The 21,263-nt window shown below is 70.8% G+C and carries 9 protein-coding genes; 3 read left to right on the top strand and 6 right to left on the bottom strand.

The window, feature by feature from the left end:
• Positions 1-206: 206 nt before the first annotated feature.
• From ACFSVL_RS10040 to ACFSVL_RS10030, 3 genes are read left to right on the top strand one after another with little or no spacing between them, the layout of a single operon-like run.
• Positions 207-773 carry an LOG family protein gene (locus ACFSVL_RS10040; protein WP_378302725.1) on the top strand — a complete coding sequence of 189 codons (567 nt, stop codon included), beginning with the start codon at positions 207-209 and terminating at the stop codon, positions 771-773.
• A gap of 12 nt (positions 774-785) precedes the next feature.
• Complete coding sequence (locus ACFSVL_RS10035; RefSeq protein ID WP_378302723.1) at positions 786-1,985, top strand: cytochrome P450; 1,200 nt, start codon at positions 786-788, stop codon at positions 1,983-1,985.
• Complete coding sequence (locus ACFSVL_RS10030; RefSeq protein ID WP_378302721.1) at positions 1,982-3,196, top strand: MFS transporter; 1,215 nt, start codon at positions 1,982-1,984, stop codon at positions 3,194-3,196. The genes ACFSVL_RS10035 and ACFSVL_RS10030 overlap by 4 nt, the downstream gene beginning before the upstream one ends.
• Here the strand turns inward: ACFSVL_RS10030 and ACFSVL_RS10025 are convergent.
• Genes ACFSVL_RS10025 through ACFSVL_RS10000 form a run of 6 tightly spaced genes read right to left on the bottom strand, consistent with a single transcriptional unit; the run spans position 3,158 to position 21,261 of the window.
• Entirely contained in the window at positions 3,158-4,237 is a 1,080-nt protein-coding gene (locus ACFSVL_RS10025) for a thioesterase domain-containing protein (protein ID WP_378302719.1), read from the bottom strand. The two genes, ACFSVL_RS10030 and ACFSVL_RS10025, sit on opposite strands and share 39 nt — an antisense overlap.
• A 1-nt stretch (position 4,238) precedes the next feature.
• A complete protein-coding gene (locus tag ACFSVL_RS10020; RefSeq protein WP_378302717.1) occupies positions 4,239-11,060 on the bottom strand; it encodes an amino acid adenylation domain-containing protein in 6,822 nt (2,273 codons plus the stop codon).
• Positions 11,057-17,131, bottom strand: coding sequence for an AMP-binding protein (locus ACFSVL_RS10015; RefSeq protein ID WP_378302715.1), 6,075 nt, complete (start codon positions 17,129-17,131; stop codon positions 11,057-11,059). The genes ACFSVL_RS10020 and ACFSVL_RS10015 overlap by 4 nt, the downstream gene beginning before the upstream one ends.
• A complete protein-coding gene (locus ACFSVL_RS10010) occupies positions 17,124-18,761 on the bottom strand; it encodes an AMP-binding protein (protein ID WP_378302713.1) in 1,638 nt (545 codons plus the stop codon). The genes ACFSVL_RS10015 and ACFSVL_RS10010 overlap by 8 nt, the downstream gene beginning before the upstream one ends.
• Positions 18,758-20,095, bottom strand: a complete 1,338-nt coding sequence (locus tag ACFSVL_RS10005; RefSeq protein ID WP_378302711.1) for an FkbM family methyltransferase — start codon at positions 20,093-20,095, stop codon at positions 18,758-18,760. Before ACFSVL_RS10005 ends, ACFSVL_RS10010 begins: the two co-directional genes overlap by 4 nt.
• A complete protein-coding gene (locus ACFSVL_RS10000) occupies positions 20,092-21,261 on the bottom strand; it encodes an alpha/beta fold hydrolase (protein WP_378302709.1) in 1,170 nt (389 codons plus the stop codon). Before ACFSVL_RS10000 ends, ACFSVL_RS10005 begins: the two co-directional genes overlap by 4 nt.
• Positions 21,262-21,263: the final 2 nt, after the last annotated feature.

The following is a 21,263-nucleotide window of genomic DNA, read 5'->3' as shown; positions in this document are numbered from 1 at the left end:
CGGCCGCTCGTGGAAGCGCCCTGAGCATCGATCAGCCACCCAGTGCTACGAAATCCGCAGCGCAGGAGGGAACCCGGCACGAGAATAGTTCCCGGCAGTCCCGCAGAATAGCACCGGATACGCCGTTCGAGTGCTTTCCCGGATCTCCGCCAGGCACCCTTTTCCCGCATCGACAGCGTGCGGAAAGCGTGCCAGCATCGACTTCCGTGGAGGAGACGAAAGCAGTTCGGCCGCTGTCCGTGTGCGTTTTCTGCGGGGCTTCGCCGGGCGACGATCCGGTCTATCTGGAAATCGCCTACCAGGTCGGCGAAATGCTCGGGCGCAGGCGGCACCGGCTGGTCTACGGGGCCGGCGGGACCGGGGTGATGGGCGCGGTCGCCCGGGGTGCGGCCGAGCACGGGGCTCCGATCACCGGGGTCATTCCGTCTTTTCTGCGCGAGCGGGAAATGAGCGTGGAGGCGCCGGCGCAGGAGATGGTGCTCACCAAGGATCTCTTCGAGCGCAAACAGCGGATGATCGGCATGGCGGACGGGTTCATCGTGCTTCCCGGCGGCTTCGGGACGCTCGACGAACTGCTCGAAGTCGTCTCCATGCGGGCGCTCGGCGTGTGCGCCCAGCCGATCGTGCTGGTCAATCCGGGCAGTTTCTGGAATCCTTTCGTCGATCTGCTCAAGCATCTCGTCAAACGCGGGTTCGCGCCGAGCGGCGATTCTTTCGTGCTGGCCGACGGGCCGCTGGACGCGGTGCGGCACCTCGAGCAGCGGAACGCCTGACCGGAGTGCCAGATGGGAATTCACGACCTCGGGACCGCCGAACTCGCGGTGCTCCCCGACGATTTTCCGCCGGGTCCGCTGTTCACCGCGCCGCCGTTTCTCGCGCGGCTGCGGGCCGAGCGGCCGGTCTGCCCGGTCGTCATGCCGAGCGGCAACCGGCTCTGGCTGGTCACCCGGTACGCGGACGTGCGCGAGGTGATGGTCGATCCGGTGTTCTCCCGCGAGCTGACCTTTCCGGGCGCGCCGCGGATGGCGGGCGAGGACCTGACGTCCGTCCCCGGGTCGCTGTTCAACCTCGAGAACGCCGACCACGATCGCGTCCGCAAGCCGTTGGCCAGGTATTTCAACCGGGCCGCCATCGCCGCGTGGGGCGATCGCGTCCGGCTGCACGCGAACGAGCTGCTGGACCAGGTCGAGGGCAGCGCCGAGCTGGTGTCCGAGTTCTGCGAGCCGCTGGTCGCCCGGCTGGCCGGCGAGCTGCTGGGGATCGACGCGGACGAGTACGAATGGGTCCAGGGTTCGATCCGCCGCCAGCTGAACCTCGAAGGCACGCCGGAGGAGATCGCCGCCGCCAGTGACGAGATCGTGGCGTTCTCCGGACGGCTCGCGGAGCGCAGCCGCGGGCTGTCCAACCCGGTCGCGGCGCTCGTCGGCGCCGCGGACCGCGGGGAGATCTCGATGCGGGAGGCCGTGGCCACCACGAGCCTGCTGCTGATGAACGTCACCGATCCGCTCATCCCGCCGCTCACCACCGGGCCGCTCACGCTGCTGGCCCACCCGGAGCAGCTCGCCGCGTGCCTGGCGGACCGGGCGCTCTGGCCGGAGGCGGTCGCCGAGATCCTGCGCTATCACAACAACGGGATCACCAACTTCCCGCGCGTCGCGCTGGCCGACACCGAACTCGCCGGCGTGGCGATCGCCAAGGGAGAAGGGGTGATCACGTCCAACCTGGCCGCCTCGCACGACCCCGAGCGGTTCGCCGACCCGGATCGCTTCGACGTCCACCGCGGCGACAAGGGCACCATTTTCTTCGGCGCGGGCGCCCATTTCTGCCTGGGCGCCGCGTTCGCGCCGGTGGTGCTCGCGACCGCGTACGAAGCGTTGTTCACCCGCTTCCCGGACCTGCGGGTGGCGACCGATCCGCACGCCATTCCGCGCGGGGACGGCGGTTTCTTCGCCCGCCCGAAGCATCTGCCGGTCGAGGTGGGGTGAATTCCCGGCTGCTGTCCCCGGTGGCGGCCGGGCTCGGCATCGTGCTCGTCGCCGCGAGCCTGCGCACCGGGATCAGCAGTGCGGGCGCCGCGCTGCCGGTGGTGCGCGGCGAGTTGCGGTTGTCCGACCTGGTCACGAACCTGGTGATCAGCGGGCCGCTGTTCTGCTTCGCGCTGATGGGCCTCGCGACGCATCGGCTCACCCGCTGGCTGGGCACCTACCGGCTGCTCGTGGCGGTGGGGCTCGTGCTGACGATCGGGCTGACGCTGCGTGCGCTCTCCGGGTCGGCGCTGGTCTTCCTGGTCACCAGTTTCGTCGCGCTGGCCGGGGTCGCCGCCCAGAACGTGCTGCTGCCGGTGCTCGTGCGGGAGCACTTCCCGCACCGGATCGGGCTCGTCACCGGGCTGTACAACACCGCGTTGAGCGCGGTCAGCGCCTTGGCCGCGGCGGTGGCCGTCCCGCTGGCGGACACGGCGTTCGGGTGGCGGCTAGGGCTCGGGGTGTGGGCGCTGCCTGCCTTGCTGGCGCTGCTGCCCTGGCTGCCGGTCGCGTGGCGGACGGGCGGCCAGACCATGGCGCCGGCCGTCGCGGACGCGCCAGTGCGGCCCGCGCGCACCGGGGTCGGCTGGGCGCTGATGCTGTGTTTCGGTGCGCAGGGCATCAACTTCTACGTACTCAACGGCTGGCTGCCGTCCTGGTGCGAAGCCAACGGATATGCGGCGGGCACGGCCGGGACGATGCTGTCGGTCGCGTTGCTGCTGGGGTTGCCGGTCGGTCTGGTGCTGCCGGCGCTGGCGGTGCGGCCGTCCGTCCAGCGGGGCGCGATGGTGGTGCTGGCTGCCTGTTATCTCGGCGGTTATCTGCTGCTGGGGCTGGCGGGGCACGGGTATTCCTGGGTCGCGGTGGTGCTCGTCGGCGTCGGCACTGGGTTCTTCCCGCTGATGCTGTCTTTGATCGCGATGCGGGCGCGGACAACAGCCGGGGCGGCCGCGTTGTCGGGTTTCGTGCAGGGGGTCGGCTATCTGGTCGCCGCGCTTGGGTTGCTCGCCTTCGGCTTCCTGCACAGCCTGACCGGCGGGTGGCGGCTGCCGATGGTGTTCCTCGTGGGGGTCGTGCTTGCGCAGGCTGTTCTCGGCTGGATCGCCGCCAGGCCGCGCTGCGTCGAGGACCCGCTACCGGGCGAGGATCGCGCGGGCAGTGGCCGGAGCTGAGCGACGGTCGAGGACGGAGAAATGGTCGCCGTCCAGGGAAAGCCGTCGGAAGGTCGCCGAGGTGTGCGTTTCCCAGCGGGGGTCGAAGTTCCGGGACTGGGTCGCGGTCAAGAGGTCGATGGGGGCGGTGGTGGTTCCCGAAGGGCGGTAGTCCCGGCCCGCGTTGAGCACCGAGCGGAACCGGTTGACGTAGCAGACGAATTCGGTGTCGTTCAGGCTGGACAGGTGGGGAATCACCCGCGCCAGCAACGGGAAACGCTGTCGCAGTGCGTCGGCCAGGCGCTGTTTGGCCAGGCCGTCCAGGTCGGCCCGGACCGCTCGCCACAGGTCCGCCGTGGACGCTCCCTCCGGGGCGAGGCCGAACTCGGCCAGGAGTGCTTGTTCCTGTTCCAGCGTGAAGTCAGCGCCGGGCGGGTCGAGGGCGTAGGGCGAGTCCACGAGGACCAGGCGCTCGACCGGGCGAGAGCGTTCGTCCAGCAGCTTCGCCATCTCGTACCCGACTAGCCCGCCCATGCTCCAGCCCACCAGCACGAACCGGCGGGTCTCGCCGAACTCCGCTTCGAGCGCGGCCACGTGGTCCCGCGCCAGCTCGGCAACCGACAACGCACGGGGTGCTTCGAAGCGTTCGTGCGCCAGCTTGAGTCCGTGGAGGTCGGCCTTGCCGGACAGCTCCGCGGCGAGGCTGGTGTAGCCGTAGACGTCGCCGCCGACGTCGTGGACGGCGATGATCGTGACGTCCTGCGGGTCGGACGCCTTGGCGATCGGCACGAGGACGCTCTGCCGCCCGGGAGTCGCGGAAGTCCCGCCGGTGAGCCGGTTCCACACCGCTGCGGACTGGGTGTCGATGGTCCGGCAGCCGACCAGTTCGGCGATCTCGAACTCCGTCTCGAACGCTTCGTTCAGCTCGGTCAGCAGGACGAGCGACTTGAGCGAACTGCCGCCCGCGGCGAAGAAGTCGGTGTCGCCGTCGAGCTGGTCGTTGTCGAGGACCTGCGACCACAGCTCGCGGATCGCGGCGCGGATCTCGTCCTTGGTCTGCATGTCACTGCCCTTCGCGGTCGGACCAGAGGCGCGGGAGCGCGGACAGCAGCGAGTCCGGGGCCGCGATCAGGTCGAAGGCGGCACGGACCACCTCCCCCATCGCCTCCGCCGTTTCCCGTGTGAACAGGGAGCTGTCGTAGTTGAGGCTCACCCGCAGGCCGTCGCCGGTCTCGTCGACCAGGAAGGTCAGCGGGAACTTGCTGATCCGCGGCCGGTCGGCCTGGTAGTGCCGGACGGCCAGCTCCTCGCCGGGGAACAGGCCCTCGACCGGCAGCCGCGGGTAGTAGGCGAACATCACCTCGAACAGCGGGTCGTCCTCCACCCCGAGGTCGCGGACCAGCGTCTCGAACGGGTACTCCTGGTGGTCCAGCGCGGCGAACAGCTCGGGAGCGTGCGCGGCCAGCAGGTCCCGCACCGGGCGCGAGCGGTCGACGGCCACCCGGACGGCGAGGGTGTTCACGAACATCCCGATGGTGGACCGGATCCGCGGGTCGCGGCGGCACTCCACCGGGATGCCCAGGACGATCTCGTCCTGGCCGCTGATGTGCGACAGCACGCCCGCGAACAGCGAGAACAGCGCGGAGAACACAGTGGTCCCGGCGGACGCGGCCAGCGACTCCAGCTGCCGGCGCCGCCGCGCCCCGACCCGCAGCTCGACGTAGTCGCCGCTGAACCGCTGCACGGTGCCCTTGGGGAAATCGAAGGGCAGGGCTAGCGGCGGCCGTTCCCCGCCGAGCTGGTCGAGCCAGTAAGCGCGCTGCCGGGCGCGTTCGGCCGGGTCCTCGCGGTCGGCGAGCAGCGCGTAGTCGGCGTAGCGCAGGCCTGGCTCTTCGGGAGCGTTGCCGTCGATGTACAGCCGCACCAAGTCGTTGAGCAGCAACGCCACTGACGCTCCGTCGAAGATCAGGTGGTGGACGTCGAGCACGATGTAGTGCTCGACGTCCGACCGGCGAGCGAGCTTGATCCGCAGCAGCGGCGGGTCGGTCAGGTCGAACGGCCGCACGAAGCCGTGCAGGACGTCGGTCTCCTCCCCCGGTTCGATCTCCTGCCGGACGATCTGCACCTCGCCGGCGGGTTCGACCACGCCAACCACCTTCCGGTCGCGGATCGCGAATCCAGTGCGGAAGGCGTCGTGCCGCCGGACCAGCGCGTCGACGGCCTTGACCAGACGGGCTTCGTCGAGCGGGCCGAGCACGGCGAAGGACAGCGGGATGTTGTACGCGGTGCTGCGCGGTTCGAGCCGTTGCAGGTAGTAGATCCCGGCCTGGGCCGCGGTGATCGGGTACTCGGTGGCGGTGTCGGTGCCTACGGCGTGGGTTGCCGTCCGCGGCGCGCGGTCGCTCTCCTCGATTTTCGAGGCCAGCGTACGCACGGTCCGGTGGTAGTAGAGATCGCTGATCCGCAGCTCGGTGCCGAATTCCTGGTTCAGCTGGGCGATGATCGTCATGGCGCGGAGGCTGTCGCCGCCGAGGTCGAAGTACGAGTGGTCGATCCCGGCCTCCGGGGCGTCCACAATGGACTGCCAGACGGCCAGGACCCGGCGCTGCACCTCGGTTTCCGGCGCGGTGCCTGGATCGACGCGCGCGGGTGCGTGGTCCGCGAGCAGCGCCCGGCGGTCGACTTTGCCGTTCGGGGTGCGCGGAAGCTCCGGCAGGCGGACTATCCCGGCCGGGACCAGGTAGCCGGGCAGGGTCGCGGCGAGCGCGCGGCGGAGGTCGTCGGGCTCGGCCGAGGCACCGTCGGCGACGTAGTAGGCCGCGAGTTCGGCTGCGCTCCCCTCGCCCCGGACCACGACCGCCGCCTCGCGGACGCCGGGCAGCCGCTGCACGGCGACCTCGACCTCCCCCGGTTCGATGCGGCGGCCCCGGATTTTCACCTGCGCGTCGCGGCGGCCCAGGAACTCCAGGTTGCCGTCCGGCCGCCAGCGCGCGTAGTCGCCGGTGCGGTAAAGCCGTTCGCCGGGGAGGCCGGGGAGTTCGCCGAACGCCTCCGCGTTGAGCTGGGGCCGGTTGACGTAGCCCCGGCACAGGCCCCGGCCGGAAAGGCAGATCTCGCCGGGCACGCCGAGGCCGGCCGGCTGTCCCTCGGCGTCGAGGACGTAGACCCGGGTGTTGTCGATCGGCCTGCCGATGGGGACCGTCGCGGTGCGGTCGTCGAAGCGGTAGACCGTGCTGTAGGTCGTGTCTTCCGAAGGGCCGTACAGGTTTCTGACCTCGGTGCGGGTGAGGTCCAGCAGTTCGCGCAGCGCGGGCGGGGCCGGTTCGCCCGCGACGTTCACCGCGGTGACGTTCGACAGGTCGTGGCCGGAGCGGGCGAGTTCCGTGATCACCGAGGGCACGGTGTTGAGGAGGATGCGCCGGTGCTGTCCCAGCCATTCGCCGAGGTGCGCGGGGGACTCGACGATCCGGACGGTCTTGCCCGCAGTCAGGGAGAAGAACAGCTCGAAGATCGACAGGTCGAAGCAGAGGGACGTGGCGGCGAAGACGACCTCGACGTCCGTGTCGGCGAACTCCCGGTGGCACCACTGCAGGAAGGCGGCGAGGTTGTCGTGGGTGATCTGGACGCCCTTCGGGTCGCCGGTCGACCCTGAGGTGTAGATGAGGTACGCGAGCGCGTCGGCCGAGTACGGCACGGCCGGGGCCGCGGGCCAGGAGCCGAGGCCCGCCCGGAACCGGCGCAGCAGCGGCGCGTCCACCAGGCCCTCGCAGTTGCAGTCGCCGAGGATGAATTCGATGCGGTGGCGCGGGTACGCGGGGTCGAGCGGCACGAAGGTCGCGCCCGCTTTCAGCACGCCGAGCAGGCAGACGACCAGCCAGTCGTCGCGGTCGAGGAGGATCGCGACGCGGTCGCCCGCCACCACGCCCAGCTCCCCGGCCAGGAAGCCGGCGAACTGGTCGGACCGGGCGGCCAGCTCCGCGTAGGAGACCGCGGTTTGCTCGAACAGAAGCGCCGGGACCTCGGGCGAAGCCGCGCACCGGTCGGCGAATCGGGCGAGCAGCGGGGTGCTGTCCGGGTCGACGCGGCCGCGGCCGAAGTCCAGCACGAGCCGTCGTTCGGCCGCCGGGACGCACTGCAGCTGCCTGAGCGGGCGCGCCGGGTTGTCGCAGGCTTCGGCCAGGAGGGTTTCCAGCGCGCCGAGGAAGCGGCGGATGGCGCCGTCGTCGTAGAGGTCGGTGTTGTACTCGACCTCGATGGCGAGCCCGGCCTCGGCGCCCCGGTCGGCGAAGTTGAAGGTTGCGTCGAATTTGCTGAAGCGCTGCGGGGCGGAGCGGCGGCGCAGCTGGAAGTCCGGGCCCTCGACGTGGTCGAAGGCCTCGTTCTCGGTCGCGTTCTGCAGGACCACGAGCAGGTCGAAGACCGCGCCCCGGCTCGGGTCGCGGCGAAGCCCGAGGTCCTCGACGATGGCGTCGAACGGGTAAGCCCGGTGCTCCAGTGCGGCGGTGGCGACTGTTTTGACCGTCGCGAGGAACTCGGCGAACGTCTCGTCGGCGCTGAACCGGGTGCGCAGCGGGAGGGTGTTGACGTAGAACCCGATCTGGTCTTCCAGGTCGACGTGGTCCCGGCCCGCGACCGGAGTGCCGAGCGTGAGGTCCCGCTGCCCGCTTTGGCGGAACAGCGTCGCCTTGATGCCTGCGACCAGGACCATGAACAGGGTGCACCCGTGCTGGGCGGCCAGCTCTTCAAGCCGGGCAAGGAAGACCGGCGGGAAGGCGTGCTCGACCACCGCGCCGTGGTGAGTCTTGACGACGGGGCGGGGCTGGCAGCCGGGGAGGTCGACCGGGGCGGCGTCGTCGATTCCGGACAAAGTGTCGCGCCAGAAGCGGCGGTCGACGTCGTGGTGGCCAGACGCCAGGCGGGCGCGCTGCCAGGCGGCGTAATCCTTGTACTGGACGGAGAGTTCGGCGACCGGCGCGTTGGTGTAGCACTTGAGCAGGTCGCTCACGAACACGCCGAGCGACCACGCGTCGCAGACGCTGTGGTGGATGACGAAGGCCACGCAGGTTCCGGCGAGGGCGACCCGCAGCAGCGGACCGTCGGCCAAGTCGAAGGGACGGCCTACGAATTCGGCCAATGTGTCCACTGTGGAGGATGGGAGGTGTTCGAGGCGGAAACCTTCTCCGGCCGGGCGGATCACCTGCCGCAGCTCGCCGTCCGGGCCCGCGCGGAACACCGTGCGCAGGCTTTCGTGCTTGTCGACGACCTGCCGCAGCGCACGCTCCAGCTGCTCCGGCACGACCTCGCCGCACACCTCGTAGACCGAGTGGAGGTTGTAAGCCGCGGACTCGAACTGCGAGACCAGCCACAGCCGCCGTTGCGCGTTCGACAGTTCGTAGTCTTCGGCCGGGGCGAGCCGGGGGATCTCCGCGAACCGGCCGGGGTCGGCCGCGCTGAGGACCTCGGCCAGCTCGGCAAGGCGGGCATGCCGGAACACGGTGTCCAGGCTCAGCTCTACGCCGAACTCCTTCGAGACGTGCGACAGCAAGCGGATCGCGATGAGGCTGTGCCCACCCAGGGAGAAGAAGTTGTCGTGGCGGCCGACCCGCTCCCGGTCGAGCAGCATCGCCCACAGCCGGGCCAGCCTCTCTTCGGCCGGGGTGGCGGGCGGCTCGAACGCGCTGGTCGCCTCGCGCCCGGAAGGTGCGGGCAGCGCGCGTTTGTCGAGCTTTCCGCTTGGCGTGCGCGGGAAGGACGCGCGCCGTTCGAAGTAGGTCGGCAAGGCGAAGGCGGGCAGGCTTCGCGCGGCCTGCTCCCGGAGGGTTCCCGGGTCCAGCGGTGTATCGGCGAGGTAGTACGCGACCAGGACCTTCTCGCCTCGCACTGGCTTGGCACAGACGACGACATCGGTCACGCCGTCCAGGGCGCGGAGCACTCGCTCGACCTCGCCCGGCTCGATCCGGAAGCCGTTGACCTTCACCTGGTCGTCGGCGCGGCCGAGGTATTCCAGCCGGTCCTCGGCGTCGCGGCGGACGAGGTCCCCGGTCCGGTACAGCACGCCGTCGAAGCCGATCTCGGCCGACTCCAGGCGTACGAAGCGGCGCGCCTGTTCTTCGGGGGCGTTGAGGTAGCCCTTGGACCGGCCCGCACCGCCGAGGTACAGCTCGCCGACCATGTGCGGTGCGCACAGCCGCTGCTCCGGAGTCAGGACGAACAGGCGGATGCCGTCGACCGGGCGGCCGATCGGGATCGGCGTGCCGTCCGGTCGCAGATCCTCGGCGTCGAGCCGGTGCCAGGTCACGACGTCGGTGAATTCGGTGGGGCCGTAGGAGTTCATGATCTCTGCGTGGAAATGGGGCGAACCGGCCCAGGCGGCGAGCTTCGCGGCGTCGATCGGTTCGCCGCCCAGCACCACGTGGCGCAGCGAGCGCAGGGCGCGGAACCCGTTGGCGGCGCCGAATTCCAGCAGCGGGTAGAAGGCGCTCGGCGCGCAGTTGAGCACGTGGATGCCGTGCGCGCCGATGTACGCGGCCATGGCGGAGTAGTCGTCCAGCGCGGCGCCGAGCAGGTGCAGCGCTCCCCCGCACAGCAAGGGCGCGAACAGGTTTTTCTGGGCCAGGTCGAAGCTGACCGGGGCGATGAGCAGGAAGCTCGGCCCGCGCACCTCGCGCGTGTACCAGGCCAGGAGGTTGCGGAACGCGCCGTGCTCGACCGCGACCCCTTTCGGCGTGCCGGTCGACCCGGACGTGAAGATCACGTAGACACTGTCGTCGGCGCGCACGTCGACCATCGGGTCGCTGCTGGGGTAGCCGGCGATCCGGTCCGCGAGCGGTGCCAGGGCGACCGGGTCCGGCGCGGTGAGATCCGCGGGTTCCCGCACGAGCACGGCGGCGGCGCGGCTCTGTTCGAGCAGCAGCGCTTGGCGGTCGGCCGGGTACCGCAGATCGATCGGCACGTACGCCGCGCCCGCCTTCAGCACCGCCAGTACCGCGACGACCAGATCCCGGGAGTCGGGCAGGGCGATCGCGACGAAGTCACCGCGCCCGACGCCGCGTTCGTCCCGGAGGAAGTGCGCTAGCCGGTTGGCTTTCTCGTCCAGTTCGCGGTAGCTGAGCGTGCCGCTGCTGTCCACCACCGCGACGGCGTTCGGGGTGGCGGCGGCTTGGCGGCGGAAGTCCACGAGCAGGCTCGGCGGCAGGTCCGGGGCGGGCTCCGGGCCGACGAGCCGGCCAGGGCTGCCGACGGGGATCTGCCGCAGCGGCCGGTCGAGGTTGTCGCGCAGGCCGCGCACGAGTTCGGCGTAGTGCCGTAGGAATTGGGCGGCCAGCTGCTCGTTGCCGGGAGCGCAGGACAGGCTGACCTCCCGCTCCTGCTCGGCGAGAGGCACCTGAAGCAGGAACTCCGCTCTGCTGGCCAGCCACGGGTTCCCGGACGTGGAGACCAGGCCGAAGCGGGCCGCGTCGTCCTGGCGGTCGATCCAGTCCCGCAGGCCTTCCCACGGGTAGTCGCGGTACGGCGCGCACTCCAGGGTCTCGGCCCGGACGACGCCGATCGCGTCCCGCAGCGTCGCGTCCTCGTCGAACCGGGCGGTGTAGAAGAGGATCGCCTCCGTGCTGGGGACAACGCTGGCGATGTCGCTGGACTCGCCGCCGAAATAGAACGCCAGCAGGAAGCGGTATAGGGCGTTATACAGCACCATGGCCGCCGAGGCGTCGCCCCGGGACGCCTTGCGCAGGAAGCTCAAGTCCTCTTCGGACACTGGGTGCGCCAGGCGTTTCCGGCCTTCGGCCGGGGTCAGCGCCATCGGCAGGTCCGCCCGCTCGCGGCTGCCGAGCTTGCGCACCCAGAAGTCGAGGGCGATGCGCGGGTCCAGCGTCTCGTCGGTCATGTCTCGTCCTGGAAGTCGAACTCGATCTCGGGGGCCTGGGCGGCCCGTTCCTCCGGCAGCTGCCCGCCGTACTCGCGCAGCGGGCGCCCCGGCGCGTCCGCCGCCTCGGCCAGCAGCGCCGCGAACCGCCGCCAGAGCAGGGCGACCGATTCCTCGTCGTACAGGCCGGAATCGAACTCGACCATCGCGGCGAGCCGTCCGTCCCTGGACGCGAAGTTGAAGGTCAGGTCGAATTTGGCGACGCAGGCGCGGCGCTCGCGCAGCGCGATCTCGACGCCGGTCGCCGCGCGGACCCGTTCTTCGAGCCCGCCCCAGTCGTGCAGCACCAGCAGGACGTCGAACAGGAAGCCGCGGCCGGGCTCCGGACGCGGGACCGCGTCGGCCAGCTGCTCCAGCGGATACAGCTGATGCGCGTGGGACTCCAGGAATTCCGTCCTGGCCAGCGCCAGCAGGTCGCGGAAGGGCAGTTCCGCGGAGAACGTCGTCCGCAGGGCGAGGGTGTTGGCCAGGAAGCCGATCTGCGCGTCCAGGTGCGGGGAGAACTCGCGGCCGGTCGACAGCGTGCCGAGGCAGATGTCGGTCTGGCCGGTGCGGTTGTGCAGCGTGAGCATGAGGGCGGCGTGCAGGACGGTGAACAGCGTGACGCCCTCGGTCTGCGCCAGTTCCCGCGCGCGGGCGGTCAGGGCTTCGTCGAGGACACCGTGGAACACCGCACCGGCAAAGGACTTCACCGGCCCGCGCGGGCGGTCCGTCCGGAGGGCTAGGGCGGGGACGCCGTCCTTCAGCTTGTCCTCCCAGTAGGCCCGGCTCGGGTCCAGCAGGCCGCGTTCGCCGAGGTCGCGCAGCCAGCGGGCGTAGTCGCCGTACTGCAACACCGGTTCCGGCAGCGACCGGAGCCGCAGCGCGTACGCCTTCAGCACCTCCTCGGTGAACAGCGCGACGGAGATCGCGTCGCAGACGATGTGGTGCATGGACAGCATCAGCACGTTGTGCGGGCTCACGTAGGTCACCTGGAACAGCGGGCCGCTGGTCAGGTCGAAGCGCCGGTGCAGCTCCCGCTGTTCGATGCCGTCCAGCGCCTCTTCGACCAGTACTTCGCTGGGCGTTCCCGCGCGGTCGACGCGCTGCACCAGCTCGTCGTCGCGGACGGCGAAACGGGTGCGCAGGATCTCGTACCGGCCGACGACGGCGTCGATGGCGCGTTCGAGGCGGCCGATGTCGAGGCCGCCGGGGACGTCGATCGACGCGAGGACGTTGTACGAAGTCCGGTGGTCCTGCACCCAGATCCGGGTCTGGCTGGACGTCGCGGGGTACTCGGCACTCGGGCTTCGCGACAGCGCGGGCCACGCAGCGGGGACCAGGCGCTCGGCCATGGCGGCGATGGCTGGGGCCTCGAAGACGTCCTTGAAGGACAACGTCCGGCCGGTGGCGCGGTCCAGCCGGCGCAGCAGTTCCACGACCTTGAGCGAGGTGCCGCCCAGCTCGAAGAACGACGACTCGGGACCGGCTGGCGCGACTCCCAGGACCTCCCGCACGCACTCGGCCACGGCGCGTTCAAGCTCGTTCATCGGCCGCGCGGGCCTTCGATCCGCTGCCACCGGTGCCGGAAGCCGGGCCTCGTCGAGTTTGTTGTTGGGCGTGAGCGGAAAGGCGTCGAGCACCCGCACGGTCGCCGGGACGAGGTAGTGGGGCAGGGTCTTGGCCAGCAGGGCGCGCAGGTCGGCTGGTTTCACCGCGGCGCGCTGCCGTTCGTCGGGGATCTCGACGTAGGCGGCGAGGGAGTCGTTGTGCTTGCGGACGCGGGCCCGGGTGACCGAGGGGTGTCCTAAAAGGACGGTCTCCGCCTCGGCCGGTTCCACGCGGTAGCCGTTCACCTTGACCTGCCGGTCCGCGCGGCCGACCAGTTCGATCTCCCCGTTGGGCAGGAACCGGCCGAGATCGCCGGTGCGGTAACGGGTTCCGGCGAACTTCTCCGCGGTGAGGCCCGGCAGGCCGTGGTAGCCCTGTGCGACGTGCGCGGACTCGACCACGATCTCGCCGACCTCGTACACCTCCGACACACCGTGCAGGGTCAGCCTGGTGCCGTCGACCGGCTGGCCGAGAGTGACCGCGTGCCCGGGCTCGAGGCGCTGCAAGGAGTTCAGGGTGCTCTCAGCCTGGCCGTAGAGGTTGTACAGGGCGACGTGCGGGAGCAGCTCGAAGTGGCGGGTCACATCGGCGGGCAGCGTCGGTTCGCCGCCCAGGACGACCGCGCGCAGGCGGCTGGGGTGCGGTCCCCGGGTGGTCATGATCGTCCGGTACAGCGATGGGGTCGCGTGCAGCACGGTGATCGCCTCGTCGGCCACCCACTGCCAGAGGTCGCTCTGGGCTGAGTTGTCGCGCAGGGCCAGCACTCGCAGCTGGGCACCGGTGCTCAGTGCGGTGTAGACGTCCAGCACGGCGGCGTCGAAGCCGAGCGACGACACCAGACTGAGCCGGTCCTGGTCAGTGATCGACAGACGGCGCCGGTACTGGTCGGCGAAGTACTGGATGTTGTCGGCGGTCTGGAGCACGCCTTTCGGCGCGCCCGAGGTGCCGGAGGTGTAGAGCAGGTAGCCGGGGCGCTGGTCGACGACGTGCGGCCGGTCGCCGGTCCCCGGGAAGTCGCGGTCGCCCAGTACCACGCCGATGCCCGCGTCGGCGACGATCTGCCGGAGCCTCGGCGCGGGGTCCCGGGGTTCCAGGATGACGTAGCGGCGACCGGCGTCCAGCGCGCCGACCATCGCGGAGATCGCGGCGTCCGCGGCGCGGAAGTACAGGCCGACCGGGCCGGGCGGAGCGTCGCCGCGCAGGTGGGCGCTGACGCGGCGGCTCGCTTCCAGCAGTTCCCGGCAGGTGGCTTCGCCGTCCGGGGTCGCCACCGCCACCCGGTCTGGGCGGCGGGCCAAGGCGGCCGTGATGGAGACGTCGGCTGGCGGGTCCACTTGCGACTCGGCGAGGCGCGGCGGCGGGAGAAGGGGCTGCGTGTCCAGTGCCGGGCCCGGCTGGTCGAGGACGCGGAGGCAGGTTTCGAAACCGGCCGTCCACAGGCGCACCGTGTCCGGGTCGAAGAGCGCCGAGTCGTAGTCCCAGCGGAGCGAACCGCGGCCGTCGCCGTCCAGGATCGCGTAGACGTCCAGGTCGAGCCGGGCGGTAAGGCCTTGGCCGGTGCAGAATCCCTCGACGACTTGCTCGGGAGCGGCGAAGGTGAGGCCGTTGAAGTACACCGAGACGGCGTGTTGCTCGCGCACCGGCAGGGCCCGGCGGCTGAGCGCCTCGGACAGCTGCCGGCCGATCCGGGCGATCCGGTCGTCGCCGGTCAGGCGGCAGCGCAACAGCACGACGTTGACACAGGGGCCGAAGGTGTCGGCCATCGCGGGCAAGTCGCGGTCGAGCAGCGGGACGCCGATGACGACATCCGAACTCCGGGTGATCCGCCCGATTACGGTCGCGAAAGCGGTCAGCGCCACCGCGAACGGAGTCGTGCCGGACTGCCGGGCGAGCCGGGCCAGGGACCTCGACTGCTCCTCGGTCAGGTGCAGCCACTCGCTGGCGATCGGGCCCCGGGCGCCGTCGGTGGTCCGGTAGTCCCGGGGCAGGCGCAGCTCGCGGGCACCGGCCAGCTGGCCGCGCCAGTATTCGCTGGCCTCGCTACCTTCCCGGGCCAGCAGTTCGCGTTGGCGCCGCACATAAGCCCGGTACGGAGTGTCCGCGGCCTTGGTACCGCTCAGTAGCCGCTGCGCCAACGCGTTGAGCGAGAATCCGTCGCAGACCACGTGGTGGGCCACGAAAACCAGCGTGTGAGAACCGTCCGGCAGCCTGGCCAGCACGGTGCGGAACAACGGGAACTCGTCGAGGTCGAACGGCTCCCTGGCAAGCGCGGCCGCGCATTCGTCCAGCTCCGCCGCGTCCAGGTCGAGCACGTCGGCCCGGTGTTCGACGCCCGCGACGGGGAGCAGGCCCAGCCGCCCGTCCTGGCGGAGAATCCGGCAGTGCAGCAGTTCCGCCCGGGCGAGTTCGGCGGCGAGCGCCTCCTCGATGTCCTCGCCCCGGACGCCGGGCGGGAAGCCGATCCGGATCGCGAGGTGGTAGCGGCTGTCCGGCGGCCGCGACTGGTGGTCGGCCCAGATCGCCTCCTGGACCGAACTCATCGGCAGCAGGCCGTCCGGGCCTTCGGGCTCGGCCGGGGCGGACTCCGCCAGCGGCAAGGTGTCCAGGAGCTTGGCCAGCTCCGGGATCGTCGGATGCTCGAACAGCAGCTCGGCGGCGACCGCCTTGCCCGACTCCTCCGACACCGCGGCGGCGAGTTCGGCGATGCCGAGCGAATCGAAGCCAAGGCTGAAAAAGGTGTCCTCGCGGGCGATCGGAGCTTGGCCCTTGAGCCGTTCGACCGCTCGCGCCACCAGCCGTTCAGCCTCCGACTCCGCCGGGAACGGAGCCGCGTGGACTGGCACGTCAGCCGAACTCCAGTGCGCGATCCCGCTGGCGCGCCCTTCGAGAAAGGCCGAGCGGCACAGGGTCCGCTGGAGCTTGCCGCTGCTGGTGCGAGGCAGGCGGCGGGCCGCGACGAGGAACACCTCGGCCGGGGCGACGCCGTACTCCGCCAGCAGCACGGTGCGGACCGACCGGATGACCTCGGCGTGGGGCAGCCCGCTGCCGCGGTCGTACTCGCACTGCACGATCAGCTCTTCCGCGTTCCCACGGTCCACGGTGAACACCACGCAGCCGTCGCTGGCCACGCCCGGCGCACCGGCGGCGATCGACCATTCGAGGTCGTAGGGATAGTGGTTGCGGCCGCGGATGATGACCAGCTCTTTGATCCGGCCCGTGACGTGCAGCTCCCCCGAGCGCAGGAAACCCAGGTCGCCGGTGCGGTAGAACGGGCCCTTGCCAGTGTCGGTGAAGGCGCGGAAATCTGCGGAAGCTTCGGCGTTGTTCCAGTAGCCGCCCGCGATGCTCGCTCCGCTCAGCCACACCTCCCCCACCACGCCGTCGGCGCATTCGGCACCGTCGCCGTCCGCGATCACGCACTCGAAGCCGTGCGGGACGCCGCAGGACACCGCTCCTTCGCGCGTGACGCACCCATCCGCCGCCGACACCAGCAACGTCGCTTCGGCCATGCCGTAGCAGGGCCGGAACGCCTCGGCGCGGAACCCGGCCGGCGCGAACCGGCGGGCGAACGATTCCAGCGTCTCCGCCCGGATCGGTTCGGCCCCGCAGTACGCGACTCGCCAGTGGCTCAGGTCGAGCTGGGCGATCTGCGCGTCGGTGATGCGGTCGACGCAGTGCTGGAAGCCGAAGTTGGGGCCGCCGCTGCCGGTCGCGCGGTAGCGGCTGACGGCCTCCAGCCAGGACAGCGGCCTGCGCAGGAGTTCGACCGGCGACAGGAACACCGCGTGCGCGCCGACGTGGACTGCGTGCAGGACGTTCCCGATCAGGCCCATGTCGTGGTAGAAGGGCAGCCAGGACACGATTGTCGCATCGCTGTCCTGGCCGAAGGCGGCGCGGATCAGGTCCTGGTTCCGGTGCAGGTTTTCGTGCGAGACGACGACGCCCTTGGGCGCACCGGTCGAGCCGGAAGTGTATTGCAGGAACGCCACATCACCGGGTTGGACGGTCCTCGCCGCGAAGGTGCCCGCGCCGCCGATGTCCTCGGTCGCCAAGCAGGGCGCGACTGCCCCGAGCCGCTGGCCGGCGCGGTCCAGGATCGTCTGGTCGGTCAGGATCGCGCCAGCCTGTGCGTCGCGGGCGATGGCCAGGAGGCGGTCGACCGAGCGGGCGTCGCGGGGCGGGTAGCAGGGAACGGGGACGACGCCGGCGAGCAGGCAGGCCCAGAACGCGCGGATGAACTCCAGTCCGTGCGGGTAGAGCAGCAGCGCGCGGGCGGGCTGGGGGAACCCGGCCAGGCGGATGGCCAAGGCGCACACGGAATCGCGGAGTTCTCCGTAGGTCACGGTGTGCGCTTCGTCGATGCCGTCGCGCAGGAAGGTGTACGCCGGTTTCGCCGGGGTCTCGGCCGCTCGGCGCAGCAGGACGGCGCCGAAGTTAGTCATCGACGCGCTCCGGCACCGCTTGGCAGAAAGCCGTTTTGATCCGCTGCCGCCGCAGCTTCCGGGTGCCGGTCAGCAGGCCGTTCTCCACGGTGAACGGCTCGTCGGCGGGCACCAGCAGCTGCACTTTCTCGTGTTCGGCCAGCTTGGCGTTGCCGTCGGCGAGGTAGCCGCGCAGCGCCTCGCCGCCGCCCCGCTCGGCCGGCCAGTGCACGACGGCGGCGATCCGCTTGCCGTCGAAGGAAGTCACGCAGATCGAGTCTTCGACCGTCAGCTCGGGGAACACCGCTTCCACGCGCGTCGGGAAGACCTTCTCGCCGTTGTCGAGGACGATGACGTCGTCCTTGCGGCCGTCGAGGAACAGGAAACCGTCCTCGTCCAGGCGGCCGAGGTCGCCGGTGCGGAGGTAGCCGTCCTCGGCGAAGGCGACGATCGACGGGTCGGCCAGTTCGGCGGGGTCGATTTTGACCAGGATTTCGCCGTCCGCGCCGATCCGCACCGGCACGCGGGGCTTGCCGACGCTGCCGATGCGGAAGTCCTTTTCGGAACTCATCGAGATGATCCGCGGCAGCTCGCTCTGCCCATAGCCCTCGTAGATCTTCACTCCGACGCGGTAGAAGGTGGTCAGGGTCCGCCGGTCGATCGGGGCGCTGCCGGTGACGAAGTAGTCCGCGCGGCCGCCGTAGACCTTGCGCACCTTGCCGAAGAGGTAGCGGCCGAAGACGTGTTTCACCGGATTGCGGTTGCCGAGCCGGTTCGCCCCCAGCCGGAGGTAGAGCCGGAAGACGGCCCGCCTCCGCTCGTCGAACTGGCCGAGCTTCTGCTCGATCCGCGCCGCCAGCGCCTGGTAGACCACCGGGACGCTGACCATGATGTTGGGCTTCTCGACCACCAGGTCCTGGACGCAGCGCAGCGGGTCGGACAGCACGATGTCGATCCCGCGGATCAGCGCCAGCCGCACGAAAGCCCGTTGCTGCGGATGCGAGAACGGCATGAAGACCAGCAGCCGGTTGTCCTTGCGGCTCCAGAAGCTGGTCCGGTACCGCCAGTACTGCACGGCCAGGCCGGCGGCGCGCCGCCACGTCATCGGCGGCGGCTCGGGCGGGAACATCAGGTCGATCCGCTTCGCCTTGCCGGAGGTCCCGGACGAGTAGCCGACCGAGTAGCGGTCCAGCACCCGCTCGACCGTGCAGGTCCACGGCACGCCTTCGATGCCGTCGAGGTCGTCCGGGGCCGGGGCGGTGGTGCCGGAGCGGAAGTACCACACCGGCACTTCGACCTCTTCAAGCCGATCGGCGAGCGCCCGGTCCGCGAGCACGACGTCGGCGCCCGCCTCCTGGAACAGTTCGGCGATCTCGCGGCCGGTCAGGAATTCCGGGACCGCGATCGACCGGAAGCCGCCTTTGAGGCAGGCGAGGTCGAGCACCATCCACTCGTACGACGTCGGCCCGATCAGCCCCACGTTGAACTCGCGGCCGTCCGGGCGCAGCGCGGCCAGCCGGGTCACCGCGCGGTCGATGTCACGGGCCAGCTCGGCCCAGCTCTTGCGGACCCGGCCGCCGTCGCGGCAGACGATCTCGTTGTGCTCGTTGCCCGCCAGCTTTTCCAGCGCCGCGAACAGCTGCCGCTTCATTTCAGGTTCCCGCGGATGATCGCCACGACCTGGTCGAAGCGGCTGCCCTCGAACAGCTGGTCCGGCGGCAGCACGTCCGGGCCGAAGGCCTCGTCCACCTCCAGCACCATCCGCACCGACCGCAGCGAGGTGCCGCCGAGGTCGAAGAAGTCGTCGGAGGCGGCGATCTCCGGCACCTTCAGCACCCGCCGCCAGATCGCGGCGAGCTTCTCCTCGATCTCGGGCGCGCCGGCTTCGGCGGGGCTGTCGTCCGGGATCTCGGCCAGCAGCGCGGCCACGTCGAGCTGTCCCCGGCCGTCCTTGGGCAAGGCGGCCAGGAACCGGAACCGCTCGACGGGCAGCTCGTCACCCAGCTCGGCGCGGAGGGCCGCGGCCAGCGCCCGGCTCGTCGACAGCGGCTTGCGCCACGGCATCTCGGGGATCTCCGGCGCCACCGGCCCCCGGCGGGCGTAGACGCTGTGCATGTTGGTGTTCAGCAGCTCCTGGTTGCGGTCCACCAGCACGTGAAAACCCTTGTCCGACAACAAGCGCACGCACGCGGCGACCCGGCCGTCCACGTCGTGGACCTCCATCGCCACCTGGTCGACGCGCCGCCACAGGTCGTCGCCGATACCTTGCAGGACCTGCCATTCCGCCTTCTCGACGTCGATCTTCAGCAGGTCGACGCGCTCGATGCGGTGGCCGAGCAGCGCCTCGCCGAGCGGCAACACGTCGCATTCGATGGTCTCGCCCGCGAGCAGCTCGGCGACCAATGCGTCCAGCCCGTCCGGCGCGTCCTCACCCGCGAGATAGGTCTTGAGGACGTCCCGGTCCTCCTGATCGGCGAGGAGGCCGGACATCGCGGTGTTCTTCGGGTAGTAGGTGAACCGTGCTTTCCCGCGCGCGGCGCCCACCGCGCTGGGGACGACGGTCAGGTCGAGGCCGTGCAGCGCGGCGTTGCGCTCGACGGCCCGGCACAGGCTCGGAACCGGTTCGACCGCGATGATCCTGGCTTCGGGACGCACCAGCCCGAACAGCACCGAGGCGCCGCCGACGTTGGCGCCGACGTCGACGATCGTCGGGCGTTCGGGCAGCGTGATCCCGTTGCGCAGGTACTCGTTGTCCCGGAACACCTCGCGGAAGATGAAGTCGGCCTCCCGCCGGTTGCGGTGGAAGAGCATCAGGTCGTCGTCCGGCTCGAACAGCGAGAGTTCGGTCTCGTCCCGGAGCGCGCAGGCCCGCCGGACGGTGGGGGCGGCTGGCCCGGGCACGGCGAAGACCTGCCGGTTCCGCACCACAACGCAATCCTCGGCCAAGTCGCCGACCTGGCCGAGGTGGTCAACTGTGTCGGTCATCGGCACCCCGGTGCACTCGAATGCTGCTCCGCCACGAAACCCGCCGCCAACCCGATCAACCGGCTCGACGTGTCGAAAACGGAAAGATGGTCCCCGCTCGGTTCCTCCACCAGCCGCGCCCGGGCCAGCGAAGCGGCCACGCGGCGCGAACCGGCCGGATGCGCGGTCGTGTCGGTCCGGCTGGTCACCACCAGCGTCGGCTGGGTGATGCCGCCGAGCAGCCCGCTCGCGTCGAAGGACATGATCGCGGAGTTCAGCCGGCAGTAGTGGTGAAACAGCTGCGGCGTCGCGTAGGGATAGAGCACCAGCGGGGCCGCCCGCTCGGGGAGACCGGCCAGCGCGGCCGGGCGGAGCATGAGCTTCTGGTACGCGGCCGCGCGCTCCGGGCTCTCCGCGCCCATCTCCATCATCGCCTGGACGTCGCGCTGGTGGTCGGTCTTGATGGAGCCCGCTCCGAAGTCGTAGTCCCCGTGCCACAGGCTCATCGACCCGAACCGCTCCGGGCGGCGACAGGCCGCGGCGAGGGCCAGCACCGCGCCGCCGCACAGGCCCATCACGTGGCAGGTCGGCAGGTCGAGCGCGTCCAGGACCGCCAGCAGGTCGTCGACCTGGTCGGAAACACCACTCGGCATGCCCTCGGCCGGGCCGCCGGGATCGAACAGTCCGCGGGTCTGCCAGGTCACGACGAAATGGTCGGTACCGAGCGCGCGCAGCCACCGGTGGGACAGCTCGACCGGCATGCCGCACGGCGGGACGAGCACCACCGCGGGCCGGGTGCGCTCGCCCGCGGTGAACGCCTGGAGCACCAGGCCGTCGCGGGTCTTCACCAGGACCGGCCGAGGGGCCAGGTCGCGTGCTCTGGCCGCGGCTTCGGCGATCTGCGCGTCTCCGGCCCAGTCCTCGGACCGCAGCAGGTCGCGGATGCGGCGCTCCACCGCCAGCCCGAGCGAAGTGGCGGTCTGCCCCGGCGCGGTGCGCACGTCGATCTGTTGCCGCAGGCCGGTTTCGCGGGCCACGGCCCCGAGCACCCGCTGGGCCGCGTCGCCGCGCCGCTCGTGGCGGTCGGCGATCACCTCGAAGCGGTCCTGCGGCAGCCGGTCGGCGATCGGCCTGACCTCGCGGAAGACCTCGACGGCGGTATCGGCCCACTCGGCGGCTCCGCCCACGG

The sequence above is a fragment of the Amycolatopsis silviterrae genome (assembly GCF_042684085.1).
GTDB classification, from domain to species: domain Bacteria; phylum Actinomycetota; class Actinomycetes; order Mycobacteriales; family Pseudonocardiaceae; genus Amycolatopsis; species Amycolatopsis silviterrae.
This window is presented reverse-complemented; position numbering and strand designations above follow the sequence as displayed.